Source organism: Nonomuraea aridisoli (genome assembly GCF_003236395.1).
In the GTDB taxonomy this organism is placed as follows: Bacteria; Actinomycetota; Actinomycetes; order Streptosporangiales; family Streptosporangiaceae; genus Nonomuraea; species Nonomuraea aridisoli.
In genome coordinates, this window is the sequence record NZ_POUD01000125.1 from 1 (window position 1) to 24,288 (window position 24,288).

A 24,288-nucleotide genomic window follows, 5' to 3' on the forward strand; every position below is an offset into this window, starting at 1 on the left:
CGACAACACGGTGCGGGTGTGGGATCTGGTCACGGGCAGGCAGGTGGGCCAACCACTGGTCGGCCACACCGGCATGGTGTACGCGGTGGCGCTGGGGGAGGTGGACGGGGTGACCGTGGCCGTCAGCGGTGGTGACGACAACACGGTGCGGGTGTGGGATCTGGCCACAGGCAGGCTGCGGGGCGAGCCGCTGACCGGTCACACCGACTCGGTGGACGTGGTGGCGGTGGGGGAGCTGAATGGCATGACCGTGGCCGTCACCGGCGGCCACGACAAGACTGTGCGGGTGTGGGATCTGGTCACGGGCAGGCAGGTGGGCCAACCGCTGGTCGGCCACACCGGCGCGGTGTACGCGGTGGCGATGGGAGAGCTGAACGGCAAGACCGTCGCCGTCACCAGCGGTGAGGACCACACGGTGCGGGTGTGGGATCTGGCCACGGGCAGGCAGGTGGGCCAACCGCTGACCGGCCACAGCGACGCGGTGGACGCGGTGGCGATGGAAGAGCTGAACGGCAAGGTCGTCGCCGTCACTGCGAGCTACGACGGAACGGTGCGCGTCTGGGACCTGAGCGCCATGTAGCCCCAAGCCCCAAGGCGCGTCGTACACGGCCGGAGAGGCGACCAGCGTCTCCGGCCGTATCCGTGTCTTCACGCTTCCGCCGAATGGTCGGCCGGATCGCTCCACCCAGCGGCGGTGGCGCACTCCTGGCAAGCCAGGCGCTCGTCAGCGGTGGAGGACGCGACGCTGACCGTGCCCGATCAGGCGCCGATCCCCGCGTGCGCGAGGCGTAGCTCGGCCAGGAGCTAGGCTGGCGAGCCGATCATGTGGGAAAGGATCGAGATGACCCTCGACTGGGCTGCCCTGGAGCACGCGTACGGCTCGGCGGAGGACGTGCCGCAGACCCTGCGCGACGCCGTCGGTGAGGACCCGGAGCGGGCCGCGGAGGCCATTGAGCACCTGTTCAGCAGCATCTACCACCAGGGCACGCTGTACCCGGCGACGCCGCACGCGGTGCCCCTCCTGGCAGAGCTGGTCGCCGACCCCGGCACACCCAGGCGGGCGGCCTTCGTGGGGCTGCTCGGGGCGATCGCCTCCACCGGGGACGCCGACCCCGAGGTGCTCGCGGACGTGGACGCGGCCCTGGCCCGTGAGGTCGGCCGGCTGCTGCCGCTGCTGGACGACCCGGAGGCCGAGCTCCGTCATCTCACCACCCACCTGCTGGGCAATCTGCCGCGTGAGTGCGCGGCCGAGGTGGTGCCGGCGCTGCTCGTGCGGCGGCGGCGTGAGAGGTCGCCGCGCGTGGTGGCGGGCCTGCTGGCCGCCGCCGGCCGACTCGACCCGTCGGGCAGCGCCGGCCGGCTGGCCGAGGAGCTGGCGCCGGGCAAGCCGGCCGCCGTGCGGGCCGGCGCGCTGTGGGCGATCGTCGACGCCGGGCTGCCGTGGCCGGACACCGCCCCGGAGGTGGTCCTCGACTGCTGGCTGGACGGCTCCCCGCTGACGAACTGGATCTGGTCGGACGACCCGTTCGGCGACGTCGTCGCGCGCACCGACAGCGCCGCGTTCTCCGAGCTCTGCCGCACGCTGCTGGAGCGGGGAACACCGGAAGCCGCCGAGAAGGCGGTCGACGCGGCGTACGACCGGTGCACGCGATCGCGTTCCGCCCGCACGGAGTGCGCGCCGCTGCTCGCCGCCGGTGTCCACCACCCCGACCTGGCCGTACGCGTCACCGCCGCCCGGGCCATCTGTGACGTGCTGACGGCGGCTCCGGCGGCGGCCGACGCTCTGGCGGCCTACGTCGCCGACCCGCCGCCCGTGGCCGTCGAGGACGCGAACTCGTCGGAAGGACGGCTGTTCGCGGCTGCGCTGGAGATCCTGATCACGCTCGGCGACCCGCGCTGGCGTGAGCCGTTCATGGCCGCGCTGACCTCGGGCGGGATCGTCCCCGGCCTCGTGGGGCTGCTCGTCGACACCGACGTTGCCGCCGAGCCGGCGCTGCTCACGGCGGTACGGCGACGGCTCGCGACGGTGCCCCTCGAGTGGCAGGAGCACGGCGGTGGCTACGACGAACTGCTCGTCAGGAACCGGTGGAGCAACGAGCTGAGCGCCCTGACCCGGCTGCTGCGCCATTGGGGTCCGGACGCGGCCGACGCGGTGCCCGAACTGATCCGTCTCGTCCCGTACGAGGGCTGGTGGACCGCCTCGGCGCTCGCCGCCATCGGGCCGGCGGCGTCGGCGGCCGTGCCCCTGCTGACCCGAGTCCGCGACGACGCGGAGGTGTCCTGGCGGCATCGGCTCGAATGCGCGCAGGCCCTCGCCGCGATCACCGGGGACACCGGTCAGCTGAGCTCCCGCGTTGTGGAAGCCGCCGGCGAACCCGTCCTGGTGGCACGGACGGCGCTGCGGCACGGGCTGCCGCTGGACGGCCTCCTTCCCGCCCTGCGCGACCTCGCCACGACCGACCGTGGGGACGACGCCTCCGCGGTCCGGGACAGGATCGATGCCGGTCGGATGCTGCTGGAGGCCGGCGACACCCGTACGCCGCTCATCGCCGTCGCGGCCGCGCTGGACAGCGGCAGATATGTGGCGAAGGCGGCTGAACTCGCCGGCCTGATCGGGCCGCCCGCCGCCGACCTCGTCCCACGGCTGCGGGAGTTGCTCGACGACCGTCACGACCATGCCGACGCGGCGCTGGCGATCCGGCGGGTGACCGGCGAGGCCGCGCCGCTCGTCGACGCCGTACGGCGGTGGCTCCCGCGGATGGGAGCCGGGAAGTGGCTGGCCGAGGCGCTGCGGGAGCTCGGCCCTGACGCCGCCCCGCTCCTGCCGGAGCTGAGGGAACTGGCGTACGGCGACGCCGCGATAGGAGGCGTGGGCACGTACGGCCGCCAAGTGCGCGAAGACGAGGAGGATCGTCACCGGCTTCGCGCGCTCCTGCCCCAACTGACGTGACGGCCGCCGCCGATGCGGGCGTAGGGTCGCGCCATGGCAGACGAGAGGGTCCGCGGCGGTTTGCACCATGTCGAGATCTGGGTCCCCGACCTGGGGCGGGCCGTCGGGAGTTGGCGGTGGTTGCTGGAGGCGCTCGGTCACACGCTCTACCAGGACTGGAGCGACGGACGTAGCTGGCGGCTGGGGGAGACGTACATCGTGCTGGAGCAGTCGCCCGCCCGCACCGCCGACCACCACGATCGCCTCCGCCCGGGCCTGAACCACCTGGCGTTCCACGCGGGCACCCGCGAAGAGGTGGACACCCTGGTCAAGGAGGCTCCCGCGCACGGCTGGACGCTGCTCTTCCCCGACCGCCACCCGTACGCGGGCGGCGCCCAGCACTACGCCGCCTACCTGGAGAACGAGGACGGCTTCGAGGTCGAACTCGTGGCCACGAAGGACCCCTGAGTCATGGCAGGAGGCCTTCCAGGGCGCGTTTGTCTCTCCCACACCCAAAGTGGTGAACGGGTGGTTGCGGAACCGCTGTTGGGTGAGGATTCGGTGGACGCCATCGTCGAGATCCGCCAGGGGAGGGACGGCATGCGCGCCCGACATGTGCTCGCCGCGGCATTCATACTGGCCGTGATGTCATGCTCCTCCGGCCCCACTTTGGAGCAGGCGGTGGCCGAACTCCAGAAAGACGCCCGCACACTGGAATCCGATCGGTTGCTTTCGAAGCCGGCTTCACAACTGCGCATTCTCGAACGGCCGGACAAAGACATTTCGTGCGGCGAAGGCCGGTTCAAGAGGGTCCTGGTGGCGACGGCCGATGCGGGGCCTTCGTCCGGGAGCGTCGACAGCCGTCTGGACCGGGCCCAGCGCGTCATGGAGACCACGCTGGCTCAGCCGGACCTCGGTTTCGGGTACGACGTGCAATCCGACCCCCAGCAGGTGGACAGCTCCACGGGCCGGGTCATCAGGGCCACGAAAGAAGAGATCGGTCTGACCATGATCGTGGAAGTGCATCCGGAATCGCCGACGTGGCGGCTGCGTGCGGAGACGTCCTGCCTGCCACGGTGAGCGCGTGACGCGTCAGTCCCAGTCTTCGATCACATTGCGGGCCTGCTCGCTGGTGGTGAGGCGGGAAGACATCTCGGCCTTCTGGTCGAGGGCGCTGCTCTGATCCATCCAGCGCTCGTAGATGGTGAGTTTGTCACGAAGAGTCGCGGCGCTGCCGCCCGCCTGCTGGACGATCGCGTCGTACGTCATGATCCTGCCGGTCGCGTCGAGGAGTTCTTCGGGGACCGGCATCGAGGGGAAGCCGGCTTCGTGCAGGAGCCGGGCCATCTCGTATCTCTGGCGTCGGGACAGGTCGGCGCGTTCGCCGTTGAGTTCCTCGACCCGGGTCTCGAAGCTGTCGGCCCAGCCGTCGAGCACGGTGCTGACGCCGTATGCCTTGGTGATGTCCCAGGCTGCCCGTTGCGCGAGTTCCGCTGCTTCGGCGATGGGAAGCTTGTCCACGACCAGGCCCGCGGTGTTCTTCATGTACGTACGGATGAGCGCGTCCGTCGCGTCCAGTTGACCCCGGACCTCCGAAGCCGCCTTGAACTCGATGCCGCCGAAGTCGCCGAAGACCTGTGCGGCGTCCTCGAAATGCTGGGTGCCGTGCCGCGCGTCGAGCCGGGCCGCGTCGACCATGGTGTCGTGGAAGAAGCCTGCCATGGCGGCGTCGAAGTCATCGGTGAGCCGTTCGTTGCCGGCGAAGGTCCGCAGGAAGCGGTACGTGTCCCCGGGGCTCAGATGGAAAGCCGGCCGCAATCCGGGGATGTCGGACCACGTCGACGGGCGAGTCATGCTCGACTCACGATAGATGGCCTTGTCGAGCCGCGTGCCCGAGACGAGTTCGTGTGTGTAGGACTTGGCGATCAGCGCCATGGAGGCCTGTGCCGCCAGAGGCGCCTTCTCGCCGTATCCGCCGACCGCGACGATGGCGTCGTACGCGAACGCGGCCGCCTCAGCGGAATGGCCGCCCGGCTGCTCTGTCGTGGCCTCGGTGCCGGAGGCCAGCGCTCGGCCGAAGGACTGGGCGACGTCGTCGCCCGTGCCGAAGTTCGCGGCGTACGTGACGAAGAGCTTCATCTTCTCCTGACGCGTGGCCGTGGACTGAGCGTCGCCCATGTGGTCGAAGGCGTGGCGCGCCGCGGAGCCGTCGCCGTCGAGCACGTCCATCGCCACCGCCACCAGGTCCGGCGAACGGCCGAAGGCGATGGCCGTAGACATCGAGGCCGCCCGGAAATCCTGGCTCGAATCGCGGACGAAGCCGTCGAGAGCCAGCGCCCGTGCGGCCTGACTGCGGACGTCGGACGGCGCGTCGGCTCCCGCGAGGAGAACGAGACGGTTCCAGGCGACGTCGCGAGGGGCAGGCCGCATCAGGTCGTTCTTGACCTGCTGGAAGGCCGGAACGCCGCTGGGCGCGCGCAGGGCCGCGCCCAGCGCCTCGCTGAAAGCGGCGAGATCCTCCTTGGCCGTCTTGCTGCCGGACGCGGCGATGAGCGTGGGCAAGGCGTCGCGGACCTCCGGCGGCAGCGTGGCGAAGAACGCAGCGGCCGCGTGCGGATTGTCGGCGAGCGCGGCGACCTTGTCGGCGTGCTCGTGAATGAGCCGGGCTCTGACCTCACCGGTGAAGTTGGTGAGGATCCCCTCGCCGTACATGGAGGCCAGACCGCGGGCGTCGTCGAAGGCGTCCAGCTGATCGGGGAGAGTGAGGAACGGAACGTTCGCGCCCTCGCTCAGTTGCCGGATCGTCTCGAGGCGATACGCCAGCATCGAGATCTGGCTTTTTCCCCACTGGGAGATTTCCAATATTTCGCGCAATGGCGCGGTGTCGATGTCGTGCGCCCGGAATCGCTGATCGAATTCCTGATGGAAAGCGGCCAGTCTGTCGGCGCCGTCCCGCAGCGTGCTGGACATGGCCTCCATCGCGGCGGGGTCGATGCCGCAGAACTCGCCGGCCCGGTTCGTCATCAGAGGCGTCCGGCGAGCCGACGGCGGATCTGGTCGGCCTCGGCCGCGGTCACCTCACGCGGGTGGCGCTGAAGCTCCTGCTCGACGGCGGTAATGGAACGCTGGGCCAGCTGCAGCAGCCGGCGTTGCCGCCGATCCAGGTCGGCGGTCTATGTGCGGGCCGTCGGGCCGGTCCACACTTTGCCGTCGTGCATGGCATGGACGGCGGGAAGGTAGGCCTGCCGGATCTGCCGGACCGCCTCGCCCGTCCGGTCGAGCAGCTCCTTCAACCGCGCATACTGCGGATTGGGCACCATCGGCTCAACCATGGAAGATCTCCGGGCTTGGTCATGGGGATGCCGAATGGAACGTTAGACCGGCCCAACAATGGCGGCAAGTGAATTGCGGAATCGCTATTCCGGGCCGGTTCCTGTGCGGCTTGCCGGAAATACCGCGCGTCCGGAGCGGCGGACGCTCGCCCGGCGTCGCTTTCCGACGTCGCGCGTCTCGTCCTGGGCGCTGCCGCTACGGCAACGGTCCGGAAGGGTGTTCGTCACTAGTTAACGGCAAGTTCAGTGCTATGTCAGACAGGGGCTGGTGATCGGGATAGCGTCGGGTTTTGGTAGATCCGTAATGGAAGGGCAATGCTTCATGCGAAAGATCCTGACGCTCACCCTCGCCGCCACCGCCTCCCTCGGCCTGTTCGGGTCGTCGGTCTCCGCCACCCCCGCCGACCGTCCCCGGGACCTGCCCGCGCAGATCGACGGTGGCGCGTGGTCCGAGGGGCACGTGCAGGGCATGGCCATCGACCGGCGCAACGGCTACATGTACTTCTCCTTCACCAACGTCCTGGTCAAGACGGACCTGAACGGCAGACCGGTCGGCTCGGTGACGGGGTTCACCGGCCACCTGGGCGACCTGGACTTCAACACCCAGGACGGCCGCGTGTACGGCTCGCTGGAGTACAAGGAGCAGGAGTCGTTCTACATCGCGATCTTCGACGTCGACCGCATCACCAGCATGAACATGGACGCCCAGACCAGCGACGTCGTCAGCACCGTCTACCTCAAGGAGGTCGTGGACGACTACGTCGCCGACATGAACGGGGACGGCGTGTTCGACGGCAACGTCGGCAACACCCCTGACCACCGGTACGGCTGCAGCGGCATCGACGGTGTGGCGTTCGGGCCCGAGTTCGGCAAGAGGCACGGCAAGCAGAAGCTGACCGTCGCGTACGGGATCTACTCCAACGTGAACCGGCAGGACAACGACCACCAGGTCCTCCTGCAGTACGACGTGCAGCAGTGGAAGAAGTACGAGCGGCCGCTGACCGAGAGCGACCCGCACAAGAGCGGCCCCGAGCACGTGGACGGCAAGTACTTCGCCTACACCGGCAACACCACGTACGGCGTGCAGAACCTCGAGTTCGACGAGCACACCGGAAACTGGATGATGGCCGTCTACCGGGGCGTCAAGCCGCAGTTCCCCAACTACTCCTTCTTCATGGTCGAAAGCGGCACGAAGCCCAGGACGGGCGAGATCGTTGGCCAGCCGGAGCCTGAGCGGGGCGAGCTGCTCACCCTGGCTCCCGGCGGGCTCGAGGACGCGGCCACCGGGGTCAGGGGCTGGGAGTTCACCGGCGAGTACGGCCTGGTCTCGCTGGGCGACGGCCGCTACTACGTCGCCAAGGCCGGGACGGTGACCGAGGACGGCGTCTCCAAGCACACCGGCGTCGCCGAGCTCTACCGGTGGACCGGTCAGACGCCGACGCCGTTCGTGAAGCTCTGATCCGAAGGCTTAGCGGTCGGTCATAAATCTTGTTAAGGTCGTCCCTCAATCCTCAAATTTCGGTAAAAGGAGGGTCATGAGGGCCACCGGGAAGATCGTGACCGTCGCCTCCGTGCTGGCCGGGGCCGCCGTCCCGATGGCGGTGACGGCGCCCCCGGTCGGTGCGCAGGCCGGTGCGCATGCCGCGCCGGCCTGGGTCGCCTACCACGGTGTCAGCGCGGCGGACAGCGTCAAGCGCTTCCACCAGCTGAGAGACCAGGGCTACCGGCCGATCACGGTGAACGTCTCCGACGGGCAGCGGTACGCGGCCGTGTGGGTCAAGGACGGTTCGTCCGCCGCGTGGGGCATGTGGCAGGGCATGTCGGCGAGCGGGTTCCAGAAGCGGTTCGACGCGGAGCTGAAGAACGGCCTGCAGCCGGTCTCCGTGTCGGCCACCGGGCCCGCGGACTTGCCGGTGTTCGCCGCCGTCTTCGAGAAGAAGAGCGGCAAGTTCGTCTCGAAGTTCGGCCTCACCTCGTCCGGTTTCGCCGCCGCCAACGACAAGGCCGCCGACCAGGGGCTCGCGCTCACCTCCGTGGACGCGTACGGCACCCCGGGCGACATCCGGTACGCGGCCGTGTGGAGCGCCAACACCGGCGGCGCCTGGTACTACACGTACGGCAAGTCGCGGCAGCAGCACGAGGCCGAGTTCTACGCCAAGAAGGAGAAGGGCTTCCGGCCGGTCAAGGTCGCCGTGGCGCCCGACGGCACGTACGCGGCCGTGTGGCGTAAGGACGGCGTCAAGTCGTGGGCGCACTACGTCGACATGAGCGGTTCCGGCTACCAGAAGCGCTTCGACGCCCTGAAGGCCAAGGGCCTCGCCCCGGTGCAGGTCAACGCCGAGAACGGCACGTACGCCGCGATCTGGCAGTAGGTTCAGCGTTTCGTCGCGCCGGCGCGGGCTGCCCGCGGTGCGCAGGTAAGCTCGCGTTCCCCTTGAGCGCGGCCCGGCTCGGCGCTCAAAGGGCTCCCACGTGCGCTCGGCCTGACTGATGAGCACCGACGTCTCCGACCACCTGCCGCTCGTCACGGAGTTCCTGCTGCCATGAGTCACCTCTCCAGGATGCGGACGTCGCCCGTCGTGCTGCGGGCGACGATCTTCCTGGGGACGTCGCGGTCGTGGTCGACCTCCGAGCGCTCGCTGCCCTCCTTGCTCCTGGCCGTCACCGCGTAGGAGCCGGCGGGCACCCGCGCCGTCACCCGGCCGTCGTGGGACTGGAGGTCGAGGGTGGTGGGCGGGCCGGCGAACGCCACGTCGATGGCGCCGTCCGAGGTGCGGCCGCGCACGTAACGGGAGGTCAGGTTCTCGCCGGTGATCGGGCCCTCGCTGCGCAGCCGCAGCCGGCCCGAGGCGCCCGTCACCTGGATGCGGTCGAGGCTGTTCACGTCGACGTCCTGGGTGAGGCCGTTGAGGATGACGCCGTCCCTCGCGTCCACCGACAGCCGCACGCCGGGCGGCACCCTGACGTGGTAGCGGGCGCCGCAGTCACCGAGGACCAAGCTGCAGGCGGCGCTGAGGCGCAGGGTGCCGTCGCGCAGCGACCAGGCGGGATCGTCGGTGACGGCCTTGCCGCGTAGCCAGCGTTCCACGCGCACGGTGCCTCCGGTGCCCTGGAGCACGCGGACCCCGCCCAGCGAGGAGTTGATCGTCAGGGTGCCTCCCGTGAACGGGAAGGACCGGGTGGCGTGGACTTCTTCGGCGTCCAGGTCCACGCCGCACCCGGTGGTGGTGGCCGCCAGGAGCGCCGCGCATGCCGCGAATGCTGCGATCTGCCTCATGGTCACGATCGTCGCCGGACGCGGCCTTCGGGCCATCGTCCATCCGGCCGACCCCGCCCCCGAGGGATCCACCGTTCAGCCGGTCCGGCCCGTCCCACCGACCGCGAAAGCGGTGCCGCCTACAGAGCTGACAGCAGCGCCGTCACGTGTTCCAGCGGCTCCTGGCCGATCGGGCGGAGCGCGACCGTGCTCGCGCCGGCCGCCCACAGCGCCTTCACCTGCGCGGCCGCCTCCCGCGGGGTGCCGCAGGCCATCGCCACGTCCTCCGGCGCGACCCCCAGGAACTCCGCCTGCCCCTCCAGCAGCGACCTGTCGACCTCGCCGCCGGTGTGCAGGTAGGTGAAGACCACCAGCTCGTGCTCGCCGTCCGCGCCGATCCGCTCCACGATGCCGGGCAACTGCGCGGGCCCCACGCCCTCGGGCACGATCGTGCCCTGCGCCACGCGGCCCGACAGCGCCAGCGACCGCGGCCCCTTCACCCCGGCCAGCACGGGCGGGGGCACCGCCGGCGGATGCACGAGCGACACCCCGTCGAGCCGCACCGTCCGACCGTCGAGGGTGACCGTCTCACCGCGCAACAACGCCCGTATGGACGTGATCGTCTCCTCCAGCAGGGTCAGCGGCGACGGGACGGCCGCGCCCACCTGCCGCATCCACTCCGGAACGCCGTGCCCGATGCCGGCGGCCAGCCGGCCGGGGTGGAGGCGGGCCAGGTTGGCCAGCTCCATCGCCAGCAGCATGGGGTTGCGCAGCGGCGCGGGCGTGATCCCGATGCCGACGCGCAGCCGCGAGGTGACGGCCAGCGCCGTGGCCGCCGCCGAGATCCCGCCCGTCCAGCCCAGGTCCTCGACCACCCACAGATCGTCCACGACCGTCTCGTCTAGCGCCCGCGCGAACGGCACCAGCCGCTCGGGCGGCAGATCGCGGTCGAACATCACTCCCAGCCTCACAAGGCCCTCCAGCAGTAGCGGAACAGCCGCCCGGTCTCCGCGTACTCGGCACGCAGGAACGCGGCGGCGGTCGGCACGTTGCCGACGTCGGTGCCCGCGACAATACGTTCGACGAGGTCGTCGTGCATCCAGCGGGCCTCGCTCTCCGCGCCGACCCTGGCCGGCTCGACGCGCATGAGCCGCTCGACCTCCATGGCGAACCCGGCTCCGATGAGCGCCTCGTGCGCGACGGCGCGATCGGCCGCAGAGGTGAGTCCGGACCGGAGCTCGGCGCGCGCCGGCTCGGGGAACCGGTCGAAAAAGTGAAGCCCTCCACGTGCCCGCGACTTCAGCGGGTCGGGGGGAGGTGTGCCCGCGATGACCTGACCATGGTCTCGCAGGTTTCGCGCACCCCGTGCTCGGTCAGGCCGCGTCGGCCAGCGACGCGTGCGCCTCGCGGAGGGAGTCGCTCGTCTCGAAGTGACGGTCGAGGTTGGTGATCGTCAGCAGGTGGCGGATCATGCCGGGCGCGAGCACCAGGATCATCCGGCCGCGCTGGCGCTGGACCTGGTTGAGCGTGGCGACGAGCACCCCGAGCCCGACCGAGTCGCAGAACGGCACCTCGCTCAGGTCGAGCACCACCTTGAGCGGGTCGGCGGCGGTCAGCACCTGTTCGAGCTCGGCCCGCAACCGGGGGGCGCCCGCCACGTCGAGGTCGCCCACGACGTGGATCACCGTACAGGGTTCCTCCCGCCAACACCTGACCACCATGGGAATCACCTGCCCGACCCGCCGAAAGTTATGCTCATTTCTTACATATGTTCTGCATTGCCGTTTTAGTCGTTGGTGTAACGCTCGGCTTGGCGGTTGGTGGGGAATTGGCCTTTTGCTGGCGTACTTTCAGCTGGTCGGAGCCGAGAATGAGCTCGATCCCCTCGATGTCCACTTCGCGGAGCTCGGCGCCCGGAATGGCCTCGGCCACGACTTTCGCCGATTGTTCCAAGCCTGCGCCGTAACGGATGACCGTTTTGAGGTAATCCTTGCGATTAGTGTTTCCGGGCTGCCCCGGCACCTTGAACCCGTACGCGACCAGCGCCGTCTTCGCGCGCGCGGCCAGGCCCGTGATGAGGGTGCCGTTCTTGACCTTGAGCGAGATCTCGCCCGGCGCGGGCGGTGAGGGCTTGGCGGACGCCGACGGCGAGGCCACGGTGGTCGGCGTGGGCCGCGCCGGGTCCTGGTCGGCGTCGATCTTGGCGAACATGTCGCGGGCCGCCTGCTTGTCCCACAACACCGCCGACTCGCCGGTCGGGGTGCGGAAGTCGACGTCGGCCAGCGGCACGTCGGCGAACGTCACGTCGTCCAGCGAGACGTCGCGCAGCTGCGTGGCCAGCCCGATCAGGCCGTCGTCGGGATCGACCTTGACCGTGCCGAGCGTGGAGTTGACGAACGAGGCCAGCTTGGCCGGGTTGGCCAGCGTGTCGGCGCTCAGCGCCCGGTTGAGCAGCGCCGAGATCACCTGCTGCTGCCGGTCGATGCGGTCGAGGTCGGAACGGGCGGTGGCGCGGGTGCGGGCGTAGTAGAGCGCCTGCACGCCGTCGAGCTGGTGGGTGCCGGCCGCCAGGTTGAGCGCGATCTTCGTGTCGTTGATCGGCACGGGCGTGCACACCGTGACCCCGCCGAGCGAGTCGACCACGTCGATGAAACCGAGGATGTTGACCTCGATGTAGCGGTTGATCTCCAGCCCGGTGGCCGCCTCGACGGCCTCCTTGGCCAGCCTGGGCCCGCCGAACTGGTACGCCGAGTTGATCTTGTGCTCGCCCTTGCCGGGGATCGTCGTCCAGGTGTCGCGCGGCAGGCTCACCACGGTCACCTTCTTGTGGTCCTCCGACAGGTGGATGACCATCATGGTGTCGGTGCGCTGGCCGGACTCGCGGCCCAGCTTGAGGCGGTTCTGCTGCTCGCGGGTGAGGTCGTCGCGCTTGTCGACGCCGACCAGCAGGATGTTCTCGGCGCCGCGCGAGACGGCCGTCACGCCGGCGTCGACCGTGCCGATCTGGCGCGGGGTCGCCCACACCACGCCGGTGGCCACCAGGATCGCCGCCGACAGGAACCCGGCCGCCAGGATGTTGCGGCGGCGCGCCCGGGCGCTTCTGCGCGGCCTGCGGGCGCGGACGGGTGCGACCTTGACGCCGCCGTAGGCGTCGCCGCCCACGAGCACACCGTCGTCCTCCCCGTCCGGGTCGCGCATGCAGTCCCCCTCATGTCAGCCCGGAGGATCAGGCTTTCGATTGCCCTCCTCCCCTGCCCGTACAGTAGCGTGAGCCCCGCCATGAAGCAGTTCCCCGACTCGCCGCACGCGCCCGCGCAGACGCGCGGCTGGCCCCCTATTTCCGTCGTCATGCCGGTCCTCAACGAGGAGCGGCACCTCCGCGAGGCCGTCGATCAGGTCCTCGCCCAGAACTACCCCGGCGAGATCGAGGTCGTCCTCGCCGTGGGTCCGTCCCGAGACCGCACCCAGGAGGTCGCCGACGCCATCGCGGCGGCCGACCGGCGGGTGGTCGTCGTGCCCAACCCAACCGGGCGCACGCCCAACGCGCTCAACGCGGCCATCGCCGCCTCCCGCAACGGCATCATCGCCCGGGTCGACGGGCACGCCATGCTGCCCCCCGACTACCTGCGGGTCGCCGTCGAGACGCTGACCGAGACCGGCGCCGACAACGTGGGCGGCATCATGGCGGCCGAGGGCGTCACGCCGTTCGAGAAGGCCGTCGCCTGCGCCATGACGTCCAAGATCGGCGTGGGCGCGGCGGCGTTCCACGTGGGCGGCACCGCCGGTCCGGCCGACACCGTCTACCTCGGTGTCTTCCGCCGCTCGGCGCTCGACCGGGTGGGCGGCTACGACGAGCACTTCCAGCGCGCCCAGGACTGGGAGATGAACCACCGCATCCGCCAGACGGGCGGCCTGGTGTGGTTCCAGCCGCGCATGCGCGTCACCTACCGCCCGCGGCCCAACGTCAAGGCGCTGGCCAAGCAGTACTTCCACTACGGCCGCTGGCGCCGGGTGGTCGCGCGCACCCACGAGGGCACGATCAGCCTGCGCTACCTCGCGCCGCCCGCCGCCGTGCTGGCGATGCTGCTCGGGCTGGTCGTCTCGCCGTTCTTCCCGCTCGGCCTGATCATCCCGGGCGGCTACCTCGCCGCGATCGTGGCCGGCTCGGTGCTGACCGGCCGCGGGCTGCCCGCGTCGGCGCGGCTGCGGCTGCCCCTCGTGTACGCGACCATGCACTGCTCCTGGGGCTGGGGCTTCCTCACCAGCCCGCGCAAACTCGCCCGCCCGTCCCGTTAGGACCCCGCGAAGACCCGCTCGATCGCCGCGTTGAAGCGGGTCATCGCATCGGGGTACTCCGGCCCGAGCAGGTGGTTGCGCAGCTTGACGCGGGCCCTGGCCAGGGTGTCCTCGCCGTCGATGAAGGCGGCGAGCCCCGACAGGTCGGGGCCGATCAGCGCCCCCGCCTCGGTGCTGGGGTAGCGCTCGTGGAAGGCGCGCTCGGGCAGGCCCGCCACGTTCGTCACCGCGTACGGCTTCTCGCTGGCCAGGAAGTCGGTGACGACGCTGGAGATGTCGCTGATCAGCAGGTCGCTCTCGTTGAAGCAGTCGTACAGCGTGGGCTCGTCGCCCGTGACGATCAGATGCCTGATGCGCGGCGTGTCGCCCTCGGCGCGGGAGGGGTGACGGGCCTTCGACTTGGCCAGCTCGGCCGCCTCGATCATCGAGACGATCTTCCGGTGCGCCCGCAGCGCGCTCTTGTCGCGGTGGCCGGTCAGCGGGTGCGGCTTGTAGATCACGCGTACGGCCGGCCGATGGTCGAGCAGCGCCCGCACGATGCGCGGGCCCATGGTGATCAGCGAGGTGTGGAACAGGTCGTCGTTCCAGCCCTCCCACGTGGGGGCGTACAGGACGGTCCGGTACGGCAGCCCCGGCCCCTCCGTCGAGATGCCCTCCAGCTGCGGCCGGCCGACCTCGTGGATGTTCTCGTCGCGCACGCCGACCTTGGCCCGCCGGTAACGGTCGCGGCCCGCGGGGCCGGCCACCCACACCTCGTCGTACACCCGCGAGAACGGGTTGAACGACGCCTCCTTGTCGCTGTCGCCGTGGTTGAGGAACACGCTGCGCAGGGTCGGGATGCGCAACATGTGGACGTTCCTGCCGACGTTGGCGACGTAGAAGCAGAGCTTGGCGCGGGACAGCGCGCGGAAGCTCATCAGGTCGGCCGAGGAGGGGATGCAGAGCATCGGCAGCGTGGTGTCCTCCAGGTGGGCGGCCATGCCGCGCTCGCGCAGGATGACGATGGCCCGCCGGTCGATCCGCTCCAGCGTGGGCAGCCACATCCGGGCCTGGTAGGCCGCCTGGGTGGCGCCCGAGAAGTACAGGACGACCTCGGGACGGTACCTCTCGACCTGCTCGCCGATGACCTCCATCACGCGCGCCTTGTCGGTCAGCGGGACGGCCCGGCGCACGTACGGGATCATCGCCAGCGCGCCCGCCGCGCCGGTCAGGATCGCGAGACCCGCGCCGAACGTGGCCGGCTCGGCCCCGAAGACGGCGCCGAGCACCGGCAGGGCGTCGAGGTAGAGGAACGGCAGGCTGGCCGAGCTGCGCAGCGGCCACGGCGGCATCCTGGGGATGCGCAGGGCGGAGACGTCGAGGTTGCGGGTGGTCACCGGCATCCGGCTGAGCATCTGCCGCAGCCGCATGGCCAGGCCGGTGTGCGCGGCGCGCACCGCGTGGATCGCGAGCACGCCCGCCGCCAGCGCCACGAACCACGGCGAGTCGGGCCCCGCCGTCCTGGCCACCAGCAGCAGCGCCAGGGTCTCACGGACCGCGAAGCGCAGCGTCGTGCCGAGGTGCACCTTGGCGAGCAGCTCGGGCAGCGGGCGGCCGGCGCGTGGGGCGATGTACTCGACGGCGTACGAGATCGCGGCGACCGCCCCGAACGCCACGGGGGCGGGCCAGAGCGCCGCGACCAGCAGCACGGGATAGCAGGCGAGCAAGGCCGCGATCACGATGAGTCTCCTCATGTGATCACACGGTAACGAGCCGCAGGTCAAGTGGCGTCCACGCCACCGTCTATCACTTGCCCCGAAAGGTCGGAGATGAGGATGTCAAGTGAGGTCTGAGCGGCGTGGAGCGGAGAGGAGCCGGTATTGACGCAGTTGACCCGGATGCCGTCTGCGGCCCATTCGCGGGCCAACGCCCTGGTCAGCGCGGCCACCGCGGCGGCGCACGACTCGTGCACCGCGCCGGAACCGGGCGGCACCAGCAGCAGCAGGCTGCCACGCAGATGGGGCCGGGCGGCGCGGGCCGCGTTGAGCGCGCCCAGGTGGGCGGCCCCCACGACGTCGGCGAGGAGCTCGCCGCCCGCCCCCGTCAGGCCGCCCGTGTGACCCGCGCCGGCGGCCACGATCACGTGGTCGACCCCGCCCCCGTCGTCGAGCGCCTTGGCCACCGACGTGTAGTCCGCCACCCGTACGCCGTCGGCCGCCGTCAGCGCGCGCACGCCCGCGCCGTGGCCCGCGGCCTGCCGGGCGACCTCCGCCGCGGTCTCGGACCCGCCGAGCACCACGAGCGACGTGCCCGCGAGCGCGCCTCGGTCGCCCCGCGGGACGGGCGCGGGCAGCCCGAACAGCAGCTCCGCGATGTGCAGGTCGGCCGGGTGGGTCACCTTGATGTTGTGCTCGCTGCCCGGCACCAGGTGGATCGGCACCTCCGGCAGGTAACGCAGCACCACGCCGCAGTCGTCGGTCGCGGGCCGCGAGGAGAACCCCGGGTCGGCCATCGCCCGCTCGTACGCCTCGCGGATCACCGACAGCCGGAAGCACTGCGGGGTCTGGCTGCGCCGCAGCCGCGAACGGTCGAGCACTTCGCCGATCACCTCGCCGTCGGCGACCGGCTCGGCCACCAGCACCGTGTCGGAGCTCGGGATCGCCACATTGACCGCCGGATGGGCGGCCAGGGCCCGCACGCACTCGGTGATGATCCGCGGCTCCACGAGCGGGCGTACGGCGTCGTGCAGCAGTACGTTGCACTCCTCGTCGCCGAGGGCCTGCAGCGCCCGCCACGTGCTCTCCGTACGGCTCCTGCCGCCGTCGACGACCTTGCTGACCTTGCGGTAGCCGCCCCTGGCCACGATCTCCCGCACCCGGTCGGCGTAGCCGGGCGTCATCAGCACGACGATCTCGTCGATCTCGGGCGCCGCCTCGAACACGGCCAGCGAATGCTCGATGATCGACCGCCCGGCCACCTCGACCAGCTGCTTGGGCGTCGCCAGCCCGACCCGCTGCCCCACGCCGCCCGCGAGGAGCACTCCTACCGACCGCAGCCGTGAATCCATACCGGCAGCGTAACGGTGCTGGTCCGTGATATCGCGTTGACCGGTCGCTACGCTGTGGCTACGCACCCCCAAGTCCACGCACTCCACCCCGACCGGGAGGAGACCTGCGCTTTGCCCGACTCACTGATCCACGGGAGCACGACCACCTCGGCCGTGCTGCTCGCCACGACTCCCGCCTGCAGGCTCCTCAGCGGCGACGGCACCCTGCTCGACCGGCTCGGCGACCAGCTCGCCGCGCTGCCCGTCCGTGACGTCCAGGTGGTGAGCCCGGGTGGCGGACTCGGGGCCGACCTGCGCGGCGTCGCCGAGTTCGCCCGGGCGGCCGGCGGCGCGCTCGCCGTGCTGCCCGCCGACCTGGTGGCGCACACCGAGGCGCTCGCGACCGTGCTCGAACACCCCGCCCGCGACACCTGCGCGCTGGTCTCCCACGACGCCGCCGCCGCGCCCATGCGGCCGCCCGTACGCATCGAGGGCGGCAAGGTGGTCGCCGCGGGCAGCTCGTTCCACCTGGTGCCCGAGGCGAACGGCACGTTCAGGGGCGTGCTCCAGGCCGGCGAGGCCGACCTCGCCTCGCTCGCCGACGTCGCCGAGCAGCTGGCCGAGCTGGCCGACGCGGGCAAGCTCGGGCCCGTCACCCCCGTCGAGGCGGTCGACCTGCTGCTGGTCGGGCTGGTCAGATCGGGCGTGCCCGTGCGCGCCGCAGGCATCGGGCGGCTGCACGCCGACCGCGTGACCGGCCAGAACGCCGCCGACGCCGCCGTCATCCGGCTGGCCGAGGTCGACGAGGCCCAGGTCAAGCTGGACGCGTCGGTCAAGGAGGACGACGGCTTCTTCGCCACCTTCTTCGTCTCCTCCTGGACCCGCCACCTGATCAAACCCCTCGTCCGGCTCAAGGTCACGCCGAACGCCGTCACCGGAATCTCGGTCGCCCTCGCCCTGCTGGCGGCCGTCTGGTTCTCCGCCGGCACCCAGGGCGGGCGGCTGACCGGGGCGGTGCTGCTCTACCTGTCGTTCGCGCTCGACTGCCTCGACGGCCAGCTCGCCCGCTACACCCGCACCTTCTCGCCGCTCGGCGCGTGGGCCGACGGCATGGGCGACCGGCTCAAGGAGTACGCCGTCTACGTCGGCCTGGCCGCGGGCTTCGGCGGCTCGGGGATCTGGTACCTCGCCGTGGCGGCGATGGTCCTCCAGGTCGTCCGGCACGCCCTCGACTACACCTACGCGGGGGCCGCCGCCGACGCCGTCCGGGTCGGGGCCGCCTGGGGCAGGCCCGCGCGTTCGCTGCTGGAGACGCGGGACGCCCGCGCGTCCGCGCCGGGCGTGCTCGGGCTCGCCCAGCGGCTCGAACGCGACACGGTCGCGCGCTGGCTGAAGAAGATCATCGTGCTGCCCATAGGCGAGCGCATGGCGCTGATCGCCATCACCGCGGCGGGCTGGAACGCGCGGGTCACGTTCCTCGCCCTGCTCGGCTGGGGCGGCGTGGCGGCCCTCTACCAGCTCTCCGGACGGATCGCGAGGTCGGCACGGTGATATCGGTCCAGATGACGCCCGTCCCCACCAGCACGGTGGTGGCCTACCGCGACGACGGGCCGCTCTCACGCGCCATGGGCCTGCTCGTGGCCGGGCAGCTCCCGCCGCTGCCGCCGGTGATCGCCGGCACGTTCGTCACGGGCGTGCTGCTGGTCATCGGCGTGGCCGCCGCCGACGGCCTGGCGGTGTTCGCCCCCACCGTGACGCTGCTGCTGGCCGGGCCCGGCAGCTCGCACGCCCACGACGGCAGGCTCGACTGGCTCGTGCCGCCGATCCTGCGGCTCATCGAGTACGCCTTCATCGCGGCCTGCGGCTTCGCCAAGGGCGTGCCCCCCGTGCTGATCTTCCTGCTGCTCGGCGCGCTGGCCTTCCGCCACTACGACCTCGTCTACCGGCTTCGCCAGCGCGTCTACCCGCCGCAGTGGCTGGCCACCGCGGGGCTCGGCTGGGACGGCAGGATGATGGTCGTCTCGTTGTTCGCCCTGGCCGGCTGGCTGACCGGCGGCTATGTGCTGCTCGCGCTCTACCTGTGGGCGTTGTTCGGCTGGGAGAGCCTGACGTGCTGGCTCGCCGCGCCCCGGATCGGCACCGAGACCGCCGATGCGGGAACGCAAGACTAACGGCGGATTACCCGCAGAAGTGCCAAAGGCGAATACTCTTTGGGCCTACAGAGATGCTCGACTGAGGAGTGCACGTTGCTGGGAATGGTGCTGGCCGCTGGGGCCGGACGACGCCTGCGGCCGTACACCGACACGCTGCCCAAGGCGCTCGTGCCGGTCGACGGTGAGACCACGATCATGGACATCTCGCTGCGCAACCTGGCCGAGGTGGACCTGCGCGAGGTCGTGGTGGTCGTCGGGTACGCGGCGCAGGCCGTACACGAGCGCAAGGACGCCCTGGAGAAGCGGCACGGCGTCAAGCTCACCCTCGTGCACAACGACAAGGCCGAGGAGTGGAACAACGCCTACTCCCTGTGGTGCGCCCGCGACTACTTCGCCGAGGGCGCGCTGCTGGTCAACGGCGACACCGTGCACCCGGTCTCGGTCGAGAAGACGCTGCTGTCGGCCCCCGAGACGAGCGACATCCTGCTCGCGGTCGACGACGTCAAGAAGCTGGCCGACGAGGAGATGAAGGTGACGCTGTCGCCGGAGGGCTCGCTGCGGCGCATCACCAAGCTGATGGACCCGGCCGACGCCTACGGCGAGTACATCGGCGCCACGCTCATCCGCCCCGGCGCGGCCGAGCGCCTGGCCGACGCCCTCAAGGCCACCTACGAACGCGACCCCCAGCTCTACTACGAGGACGGCTACCAGGAGATGGTCGAGCGCGGGGAGGTCATCCACGCCGCCCCCATCGGCGAGGTCGACTGGGTCGAGGTGGACAACCACGACGACCTGGCCAAGGCCCGCACGATCGCCGTCCGGTACTGAGGGGCGCGCATGCCGCTTCTAGCCAGGATGTTGCCGGCCCCCCTCACGATGGACGTCAGGAGGGGCGCGGTCGCTCAGCTCGGCGCCCTGCTCACCGACAGCCGCGTGGCGACCTCCGGCCGGGTGGCCGTGGCCGTCGGGCCCGGCCAGGGCGACCACATCGAGAGCCTCATCGCCCCCACGCTGGACGAGGCGGAGGTGTTCCGGGTGGCCGACGGGTCGGTCGACGCGGCCGTCTCGCTCGGCGCCGACCTGCGCAAGGGCGCCTACGAGGTCGTGGTCGGCGTCGGCGGTGGCAAGACCATCGACGCGACGAAATACGCCGCCTCGCTCGCCGGCATCCCCATGGTCGCGGTGGCCACCAACCTCTCCCACGACGGCATCTGCTCGCCCACCGCCTCCCTGGTGTACGAGGGCGGCAAAGGCACGTTCGGGGTGCCGATGCCGCTGGCCATCCTGGTCGACCTCGACTTCGTGCACAACGCGCCCGAGTCGCTGGTGCGGGCCGGGGTCGGCGACGTGGTGAGCAACCTGTCGGCCATCGAGGACTGGCAGCTCGGCAACGTCGAGCGCGGCGAGCCCATCGACGGGCTGGCCTGCTCGATGTCCCGCACCGCCGCCGAGGCGCTCATCGGGCGCACCGACTCCATCGAGTCCGACGCGTTCCTCACCGTGCTGGCCGAGTCCCTGATCCTGTCGGGCATGTCGATGGTCGTGGCCGGCTCCTCGCGGCCCGCGAGCGGCGGAGATCATGAGATCCTTCATGCCGTGGATCAGCTCTTCCCCGGCACCTCCAACCACGGCGAGCTCGCCGGCATCGGTGCCGCCTTCTGCTTCTTCCTCAGGGAGGACGAGGCCCGGGTCAAGCAGGTCGTCGACTGCCTGCGGCAGCACCGGCTGCCCGTGGTCCCCGCCGACATCGGGCTGACCGGCGAGCAGTTCGCCGAGGTCGTCGCCCTGGCCCCGGCCACCCGTCCCGGCCGTTACACGATTCTGGAGCACCTGCGCATGCAGGACTCCGAGATCCGCGATCGGGTGGAGGACTATGTCCGGGCCTTCGGTAGCTGAGCTGCGGCAGGTGGCCCAGCCGGCGGGCCACCTCGAGCGCAGGAACGGCGAGCACTGGGCGGGCGTCCTCTACATGCGGCGCCTGTCCATCTACGTCACCTGGCTGATGACCAAGACGCCGGTCACGCCCAACCAGCTGACCTGGGTCATGACGGTCGCGGGCGTCGCCGCGGGCGTCGTCGTGGCGCTGCCGGGGTTGTGGGCGGTCGTGCTGGCCGCCCTGCTCGTGCAGGTCTACCTGCTGCTCGACTGCTCCGACGGCGAGCTGGCGCGCTGGACGGGCAAGACCTCGCTGACCGGGGTCTATCTCGACCGCGTCGGCGCCTACTTCACCGAGGCGGCGCTGCTGGCCGGGCTCGGCTGGCGGGCGTCCGCCGTTCTGCCGGATTGGTATACCGTGCTCGGCTTCGCGGCCGCGCTGGGCGCCATCCTCATCAAGGCCGAGACCGACCTGGTCGACGTCGCGCGGGCCAAGGGCGGGCTGTCGGCCGCGAGTGAGGCGTCCGTGGCGCAGTTCCGCTCCGGGCTGCTCGGCCTGGCCCGGCGGGTCGTGGCGGCGACGAGGTTCCATCGCATCGTGCAGCCCATCGAGTTGTCGCTGCTCGCGCTGGTCACGGCGGTGATCGACGCGGTGCGGGGCGACCTTGCGGCGACCCGCGTGCTGGTGGTCGCGTGCGTGATCGCCGCCGGGGTGCAGACGGTGCTGCATCTGGTCAGCATCCTGGCTTCGCGGCGGCTGGCCTGATCATGGCGGAACCGCAGACGGCCCTCGTCCGTCGTATTGATCGGACGTTCGCCGTTCGGTGGGGGTTCACTGCCGGTTCCGATACGCTTAGCTTCACCATCCAGACCATGCAGACCAGCAGACTCGGTGATCATGAAAGAATGCTCCGCTCGTGTCCTCAACGCGTCAGGACGATGATTCGTTGAAGATCTCGTGCGTCATCCTCACCATGGGCAACCGGGTCGCGGAGCTGAACCGGGCGGTCGAGTCCGCGCTCAACCAGGTCGACGGCGACGTCGAGGTGGTGATCGTTGGTAACGGAGCCGACGTGCCCGAGGTGTCGGCGACGCCACCCGAGGGCTCGGCCGCGGTCGTGAAGTCGATCAGGCTGGAGCAGAACACCGGCATCCCCGCCGGCCGCAACCGGGGTGTCGAGGAGTGCTCGGGCGACGTCGTGCTGTTCCTCGACGACGACGGCTGGTATGCCAGCCAGAAGGTCGTCGCCCACGTGCGCGACCGCTTCGCCACCGAGCCCGACCTCGCGGTGCTCTCCTTCCGCGTGATGGACCCCGAGGGCGGCACCGGCCAGCGCCGCCACGTCCCGCGGCTGCGGGCGGGCGACCCGCAGCGCTCCTCGCCGGTCACCACGTTCCTCGGCGGCGCCTCGGCGATCAGGCGCTCGGCGTTCCTCCAGGTGGGCGGTCTGCCGGAGAAGTTCTTCTACGCCCACGAGGAGACCGACCTGGCCTGGCGGCTGCTGGGCGAGGGCTACCGCATCGAGTACGACGCCGAGACGGTGATGTACCACCCGCAGGTGCCGCCGACCCGGCACGCCGACTTCTACCGGCTCAACGCCCGCAACCGCGTGTGGCTGGCCCGGCGCAACCTGCCGTGGCCGCTGGCCGTCCTCTATCTGACCAACTGGATCGTGCTCACGCTCATCCGCGAGCGCGGCACCAGCGGGGCGCTCAAGGCCTGGTTCGCCGGCTTCTTCGAGGGGCTGCGCTCGCCGGCCGGCGAGCGCCGTCCCATGGTCTGGCGCACCGCCTGGCGCATGGTCAAGCTGGGCCGCCCGCCGATCGTCTAGGTCTCGCGCGCCTCTCCGAAGGTCAGCTGGGCGTGCGAGACGGTCGTGGTGAACATCGCCCGCCGGGGCAGCCCGAGCTCGCTCAGCTCCTTGGCGATGGGGTGGTTGCCGAGGCGAATCAGCGCGCCGCCGGCCCGCAGGCGGGCGCCGCGCACGCGTACGGACCACGGCACGCGCCTCGTGACCCCCTCGCGGTGGGTGTAGGCGTCGAACGGCGCCCCGAGCGCTCCGCCCGGCACCGGCACGCCCGGCTTGACCAGCATGTCGAGCACCAACCGGCCGTCCTTGCGCAGCACACACCGTTTGTACGGTGAGTCGAGCCGCAGCTCGATGTCGGCCAGCTCTTTCGGAAACCCCCACAACGTCCGGCCGGCCTCCAGGGTGAACGCCTGGTCCACCGGCAGCCAGTGCACGAACAACCCCGTCTGCCGCAGGTCCGCCGGCCTCATGGAGCCGGTGGTGCCGGGCGGGCGGATCAGGAAGGCCATGCCGAACTCGTGGTAGGCGTCGAGGTCGCCGTCGCGGTAGTCGACGAAGAGCAGCACGCAGACGGCCTTGCCCGGCAGCACCTCGGCCACGTCGAGCCCCGAGTACGCGATCACCGCGCGGGCGGCGTCGGCGCGTACCGGATAGAAGGTGCCGCAGACCTCGGCGTCCCGCACCCGCACGGGCATGCCCACCGTCCTGCCTTGGATGAGATGCGATGCCATGGCACCAGTACATCAACCGGTCCGGGCTGTGACCATCTCCCCCCGGGTGCCGTCTAGGTGTGATGTGACCATTGGAAGAACACGGGGGGCGCCATCATCGAGGAGCTGTATCGCGAGCACTGGCCGCTCGTGTCCGGGTTCCTTCTGCGCAGGACCCGTGACCCCCATCTCGCCGAGGACCTGGCCCAGGAGACGTTCGTCAAGGCGACCAGGGCGCTGCTGGGCTGGCGCGGGGAGAACCCGGCCGCGTGGCTGCTCACGATCGCGCGTAACGTCCTCATCGACCACGTCCGCCGCGCGCGCCGGGAGCTCGCCCTGCCCGTTCCCGAGGAGCTCGGGGTGCCGCCGCTGCACGTGGCCTCCCTCGACGTGCGCGACGCGCTGGAGCGGCTGCCGGAGCGGCATCGCCGGCTGCTGGTGCTCGTCTACTTCGAGGGCTTCTCGCGCGCTGCCCATCACGTGGGGCACGGGCACGTGGGACCGCGGGGAGCTCGCCGAGGGGAAGGAAGGGTGCGGCGTCGAGCTGGGCAACTTCCGGGAGTGGGCCGGGCTGCTGCGCGACCACGACGACGCGAACCTGCGCCGGTTCGACCTGTCCCTCGATCGCCTGCGCACGGCCGCGCGCGACGGCCTCGCCTACGCGTACGTGGCCGATCTCGTCGCGATCGAGAAGCTGCGCCGGATCCTCGAGGACCCGCGCGTGCGCACCGTCCGGCTCGCCGACGTCGCCTTCGACCTCGACCGCCCCTAGAGGCTTGTTCTTTATCCTCCGGATCGTTGTGCTGAGCCACGTTTGATCGTTTCGCGGACAGCGAGACGGCCTTGAGTGATCATGTGCGGTGTCGAGTCGCTGCTGATCACTACAAGGCCGTGAGGGTGA

The 24,288-nt window shown here is 70.9% G+C and carries 24 protein-coding genes; 15 read left to right on the forward strand and 9 right to left on the reverse strand.

All coding sequences use genetic code 11. From position 1 onward, the window contains the following. The 4 genes from C1J01_RS26605 to C1J01_RS26620 form a co-directional block, all read left to right on the forward strand. The coding region (locus C1J01_RS26605) for a WD40 repeat domain-containing protein (protein WP_146615728.1) at positions 1–580 on the forward strand (580 nt) is incomplete at its 5' end. Between the two features lie 261 nt (positions 581–841). Beyond that, positions 842–2,950, forward strand: a complete 2,109-nt coding sequence (locus C1J01_RS26610) for a hypothetical protein (RefSeq protein WP_111181703.1) — start codon at positions 842–844, stop codon at positions 2,948–2,950. 33 nt (positions 2,951–2,983) lie between these two features. Next, entirely contained in the window at positions 2,984–3,397 is a 414-nt protein-coding gene (locus tag C1J01_RS26615) for a VOC family protein (RefSeq protein ID WP_111181704.1), read from the forward strand. Positions 3,398–3,490: 93 nt separating this feature from the next. Beyond that, positions 3,491–4,009: a hypothetical protein gene (locus tag C1J01_RS26620; protein WP_146615729.1), complete on the forward strand. Its 519-nt coding sequence runs from the start codon at positions 3,491–3,493 to the stop codon at positions 4,007–4,009. Between the two features lie 12 nt (positions 4,010–4,021). Here the strand turns inward: C1J01_RS26620 and C1J01_RS26625 are convergent, their stop codons facing one another. Next, positions 4,022–5,953, reverse strand: a complete 1,932-nt coding sequence (locus tag C1J01_RS26625; protein WP_111181706.1) for a hypothetical protein — start codon at positions 5,951–5,953, stop codon at positions 4,022–4,024. Between the two features lie 62 nt (positions 5,954–6,015). Here C1J01_RS26625 and C1J01_RS49245 point away from each other — a divergent pair, with 62 nt between their 5' ends. The 3 genes from C1J01_RS49245 (at position 6,016) to C1J01_RS26635 (ending at position 8,633) form a co-directional block, all read left to right on the forward strand. Then, positions 6,016–6,333 (forward strand): hypothetical protein, encoded by a 318-nt coding sequence (locus tag C1J01_RS49245; protein WP_146615730.1) that lies wholly within the window; start codon positions 6,016–6,018, stop codon positions 6,331–6,333. A 250-nt stretch (positions 6,334–6,583) separates the two neighbouring features. Next, entirely contained in the window at positions 6,584–7,720 is a 1,137-nt protein-coding gene (locus C1J01_RS26630) for a hypothetical protein (RefSeq protein ID WP_111181707.1), read from the forward strand. Positions 7,721–7,796: 76 nt separating this feature from the next. After that, positions 7,797–8,633: a hypothetical protein gene (locus C1J01_RS26635; protein ID WP_111181708.1), complete on the forward strand. Its 837-nt coding sequence runs from the start codon at positions 7,797–7,799 to the stop codon at positions 8,631–8,633. Positions 8,634–8,809: 176 nt separating this feature from the next. On the opposite strand, the gene C1J01_RS26640 is transcribed toward C1J01_RS26635, so the two are convergent. From C1J01_RS26640 to C1J01_RS26660, 5 genes are all read right to left on the reverse strand, one after another. Next, on the reverse strand, positions 8,810–9,538 hold the full coding sequence (locus C1J01_RS26640) for a DUF4097 family beta strand repeat-containing protein (protein ID WP_146615731.1): 729 nt from the start codon (positions 9,536–9,538) through the stop codon (positions 8,810–8,812). A gap of 119 nt (positions 9,539–9,657) precedes the next feature. After that, positions 9,658–10,473: an LLM class flavin-dependent oxidoreductase gene (locus C1J01_RS26645; protein WP_111181710.1), complete on the reverse strand. Its 816-nt coding sequence runs from the start codon at positions 10,471–10,473 to the stop codon at positions 9,658–9,660. Positions 10,474–10,484: 11 nt separating this feature from the next. After that, positions 10,485–10,682, reverse strand: coding sequence for a hypothetical protein (locus tag C1J01_RS26650; protein WP_111181711.1), 198 nt, complete (start codon positions 10,680–10,682; stop codon positions 10,485–10,487). A gap of 208 nt (positions 10,683–10,890) precedes the next feature. Further along, positions 10,891–11,238: an STAS domain-containing protein gene (locus tag C1J01_RS26655; RefSeq protein WP_111181712.1), complete on the reverse strand. Its 348-nt coding sequence runs from the start codon at positions 11,236–11,238 to the stop codon at positions 10,891–10,893. Between the two features lie 34 nt (positions 11,239–11,272). Then, a complete protein-coding gene (locus tag C1J01_RS26660; RefSeq protein WP_111181713.1) occupies positions 11,273–12,715 on the reverse strand; it encodes an LCP family protein in 1,443 nt (480 codons plus the stop codon). A gap of 81 nt (positions 12,716–12,796) precedes the next feature. Between C1J01_RS26660 and C1J01_RS26665 the strand changes: the two genes are divergently transcribed. Then, positions 12,797–13,813, forward strand: a complete 1,017-nt coding sequence (locus tag C1J01_RS26665; protein WP_111181714.1) for a glycosyltransferase family 2 protein — start codon at positions 12,797–12,799, stop codon at positions 13,811–13,813. Here C1J01_RS26665 and C1J01_RS26670 read toward each other — a convergent pair. Together C1J01_RS26670 and C1J01_RS26675 are read right to left on the reverse strand one after the other, a co-directional pair. Next, the gene (locus C1J01_RS26670) at positions 13,810–15,546 is read right to left on the reverse strand and encodes a CDP-glycerol glycerophosphotransferase family protein (RefSeq protein WP_235854690.1); all 1,737 of its coding nucleotides are present in this window, start codon (positions 15,544–15,546) and stop codon (positions 13,810–13,812) included. The genes C1J01_RS26665 and C1J01_RS26670 overlap by 4 nt on opposite strands. A gap of 26 nt (positions 15,547–15,572) precedes the next feature. Beyond that, complete coding sequence (locus C1J01_RS26675; RefSeq protein WP_111181716.1) at positions 15,573–16,859, reverse strand: IspD/TarI family cytidylyltransferase; 1,287 nt, start codon at positions 16,857–16,859, stop codon at positions 15,573–15,575. A gap of 111 nt (positions 16,860–16,970) precedes the next feature. Between C1J01_RS26675 and C1J01_RS53190 the strand changes: the two genes are divergently transcribed. The 6 genes from C1J01_RS53190 to C1J01_RS26705 all read left to right on the forward strand — a co-directional run bounded on the left by C1J01_RS53190 (position 16,971) and on the right by C1J01_RS26705 (position 22,698). Further along, on the forward strand, positions 16,971–18,389 hold the full coding sequence (locus C1J01_RS53190) for a CDP-alcohol phosphatidyltransferase family protein (protein WP_111181717.1): 1,419 nt from the start codon (positions 16,971–16,973) through the stop codon (positions 18,387–18,389). A gap of 11 nt (positions 18,390–18,400) precedes the next feature. Further along, a complete protein-coding gene (locus tag C1J01_RS53195; protein ID WP_268958750.1) occupies positions 18,401–19,009 on the forward strand; it encodes a DUF5941 domain-containing protein in 609 nt (202 codons plus the stop codon). A gap of 75 nt (positions 19,010–19,084) precedes the next feature. Next, positions 19,085–19,819, forward strand: coding sequence for a phosphocholine cytidylyltransferase family protein (locus tag C1J01_RS26690; protein ID WP_111181719.1), 735 nt, complete (start codon positions 19,085–19,087; stop codon positions 19,817–19,819). Between the two features lie 27 nt (positions 19,820–19,846). Beyond that, positions 19,847–20,887 carry an iron-containing alcohol dehydrogenase family protein gene (locus C1J01_RS26695; RefSeq protein ID WP_181448981.1) on the forward strand — a complete coding sequence of 347 codons (1,041 nt, stop codon included), beginning with the start codon at positions 19,847–19,849 and terminating at the stop codon, positions 20,885–20,887. Beyond that, positions 20,865–21,632: a CDP-alcohol phosphatidyltransferase family protein gene (locus C1J01_RS26700; protein ID WP_111181721.1), complete on the forward strand. Its 768-nt coding sequence runs from the start codon at positions 20,865–20,867 to the stop codon at positions 21,630–21,632. Before C1J01_RS26695 ends, C1J01_RS26700 begins: the two co-directional genes overlap by 23 nt. Positions 21,633–21,813: 181 nt before the next feature. Continuing rightward, entirely contained in the window at positions 21,814–22,698 is an 885-nt protein-coding gene (locus tag C1J01_RS26705) for a glycosyltransferase family 2 protein (RefSeq protein WP_111181722.1), read from the forward strand. Here C1J01_RS26705 and C1J01_RS26710 read toward each other — a convergent pair. After that, entirely contained in the window at positions 22,695–23,408 is a 714-nt protein-coding gene (locus C1J01_RS26710; RefSeq protein WP_111181723.1) for an acetoacetate decarboxylase family protein, read from the reverse strand. The two genes, C1J01_RS26705 and C1J01_RS26710, sit on opposite strands and share 4 nt — an antisense overlap. 129 nt (positions 23,409–23,537) lie before the next feature. Between C1J01_RS26710 and C1J01_RS26715 the strand changes: the two genes are divergently transcribed. Then, complete coding sequence (locus tag C1J01_RS26715; protein ID WP_181448980.1) at positions 23,538–24,194, forward strand: RNA polymerase sigma factor; 657 nt, start codon at positions 23,538–23,540, stop codon at positions 24,192–24,194. The last annotated feature ends 94 nt before the right edge of the window (positions 24,195–24,288 follow it).

Coding starts and splice junctions, on each gene's coding strand:
- C1J01_RS26610 (WP_111181703.1), top strand. CDS start 842: ATGACCCTCGACTGGGCTGCCCTGGAGCACGCGTACGGCTCGGCGGAG.
- C1J01_RS26615 (WP_111181704.1), top strand. CDS start 2,984: ATGGCAGACGAGAGGGTCCGCGGCGGTTTGCACCATGTCGAGATCTGG.
- C1J01_RS26625 (WP_111181706.1), bottom strand. CDS start 5,953: ATGACGAACCGGGCCGGCGAGTTCTGCGGCATCGACCCCGCCGCGATG.
- C1J01_RS26630 (WP_111181707.1), top strand. CDS start 6,584: ATGCGAAAGATCCTGACGCTCACCCTCGCCGCCACCGCCTCCCTCGGC.
- C1J01_RS26635 (WP_111181708.1), top strand. CDS start 7,797: ATGAGGGCCACCGGGAAGATCGTGACCGTCGCCTCCGTGCTGGCCGGG.
- C1J01_RS26640 (WP_146615731.1), bottom strand. CDS start 9,538: ATGAGGCAGATCGCAGCATTCGCGGCATGCGCGGCGCTCCTGGCGGCC.
- C1J01_RS26645 (WP_111181710.1), bottom strand. CDS start 10,473: ATGTTCGACCGCGATCTGCCGCCCGAGCGGCTGGTGCCGTTCGCGCGG.
- C1J01_RS26650 (WP_111181711.1), bottom strand. CDS start 10,682: ATGGAGGTCGAGCGGCTCATGCGCGTCGAGCCGGCCAGGGTCGGCGCG.
- C1J01_RS26655 (WP_111181712.1), bottom strand. CDS start 11,238: ATGGTGGTCAGGTGTTGGCGGGAGGAACCCTGTACGGTGATCCACGTC.
- C1J01_RS26660 (WP_111181713.1), bottom strand. CDS start 12,715: ATGCGCGACCCGGACGGGGAGGACGACGGTGTGCTCGTGGGCGGCGAC.
- C1J01_RS26665 (WP_111181714.1), top strand. CDS start 12,797: ATGAAGCAGTTCCCCGACTCGCCGCACGCGCCCGCGCAGACGCGCGGC.
- C1J01_RS26670 (WP_235854690.1), bottom strand. CDS start 15,546: ATGAGGAGACTCATCGTGATCGCGGCCTTGCTCGCCTGCTATCCCGTG.
- C1J01_RS26675 (WP_111181716.1), bottom strand. CDS start 16,859: ATGGATTCACGGCTGCGGTCGGTAGGAGTGCTCCTCGCGGGCGGCGTG.
- C1J01_RS53195 (WP_268958750.1), top strand. CDS start 18,401: ATGACGCCCGTCCCCACCAGCACGGTGGTGGCCTACCGCGACGACGGG.
- C1J01_RS26695 (WP_181448981.1), top strand. CDS start 19,847: ATGTTGCCGGCCCCCCTCACGATGGACGTCAGGAGGGGCGCGGTCGCT.
- C1J01_RS26700 (WP_111181721.1), top strand. CDS start 20,865: ATGTCCGGGCCTTCGGTAGCTGAGCTGCGGCAGGTGGCCCAGCCGGCG.
- C1J01_RS26710 (WP_111181723.1), bottom strand. CDS start 23,408: ATGGCATCGCATCTCATCCAAGGCAGGACGGTGGGCATGCCCGTGCGG.